Raw genomic sequence first — 1,167 nt, 5'->3', positions numbered from 1 at the left:
CGCCGGTCAGTGTGAGTCTGAGCAGCTCGGCCAACAGCATCAATGCGGGCAATCAGATCACGTTGACGGCCAATGTGAGCGGCATCAAGACGCTGAGCAACTTGAATAGCCTGAGCAGTCTGGGTCTGACAACCACGTCCGGACTTACCGTGTCTGGCACCACGGTAACCAAGACCGGTGCTAATGCAGGCACCTATGACAATTCCATTTACACCACCAGTGGCTTTGTTGGCGGAGCCAGCGTCAGCTTTAAAGCAGGCCCCGGCGCCAACTATGCAGTAGGTCTGAACGTAGACCCAACGACGGATACGCGCTTCGACAGCATTGATTGGTGCATTTACTGCTCCAACGGCAACGCCTACTATTACGAGAACGGAACCGGCGCAAGCCTGGGTGCCACCTACACCTCTAGCGATGTACTGAGCGTCACGTATGACGGCACTGCAATACGCTATTGGAAAAACAATACCGTGCTGCGTTCGGTGACCGTGAATATCACGCAGCCGTTATGCCTGGATTCGTCATTCTTTGCAAACGGTGAGCAAATCAACCTTGTTGGTTTTTCTGGCCAAAAGACACCCACAAATGGCGGAAGCGTCACCTTCTACGACGGACAAACCGTATTGGGTACAGCCAATGTCGTTGGCGGTGTTGCCACCCTCACGACCAATGCGCTGACCAACGCAGGCAATTCCAGCATTACAGCCGCCTACAGTGGCGATGGCTTTAATGCCAGCGCGGCTTCAGCCGCCAGCACCATTGCGGTTGCGGCAGCAGCCACGATCCCCGCCACCACCACCACGCTGAGCAGCTCAGCCACCAGCACAGTTGCCGGCCAAAGCGTCAACTTCACAGCCACCGTCACAGGCGGCACCAACGGCACGCCCCTCACAGGCCTGGTCACCTTCTTCAACGAAGCCGGAGCCATCCTGGGAACGGCGGCGGTCGCCAACGGCCAAGCGGTACTCACCGTCAACAACATGCCCATGACGGGCGTGGCCAACGTCAAGGCCACCTACTCGGGCGACACCAGCGCAGCCAGCAGCACCTCCAACACCGTGGCTGAAACCGTAGGCAAAGCCACGTCTGTCGTAACCCTGAGCACAGCCGTCACCGCCCGCAGCGGTGGCAACGCCACCGTCACCTTGAATGCCCGCGTCAACGGCG

1 protein-coding gene is annotated in these 1,167 nt (G+C 58.6%); it reads left to right on the top strand.

Annotation, left to right across the window (positions count from 1 at the left end):
* On the top strand, positions 1 to 1,167 hold a 1,167-nt coding region (locus tag AC07OO_RS25510; protein ID WP_495084986.1), incomplete at both ends, for an Ig-like domain-containing protein.

It is taken from the genome of Rhodoferax sp. GW821-FHT07G04, from assembly GCF_059418585.1.
This window is presented reverse-complemented; position numbering and strand designations above follow the sequence as displayed.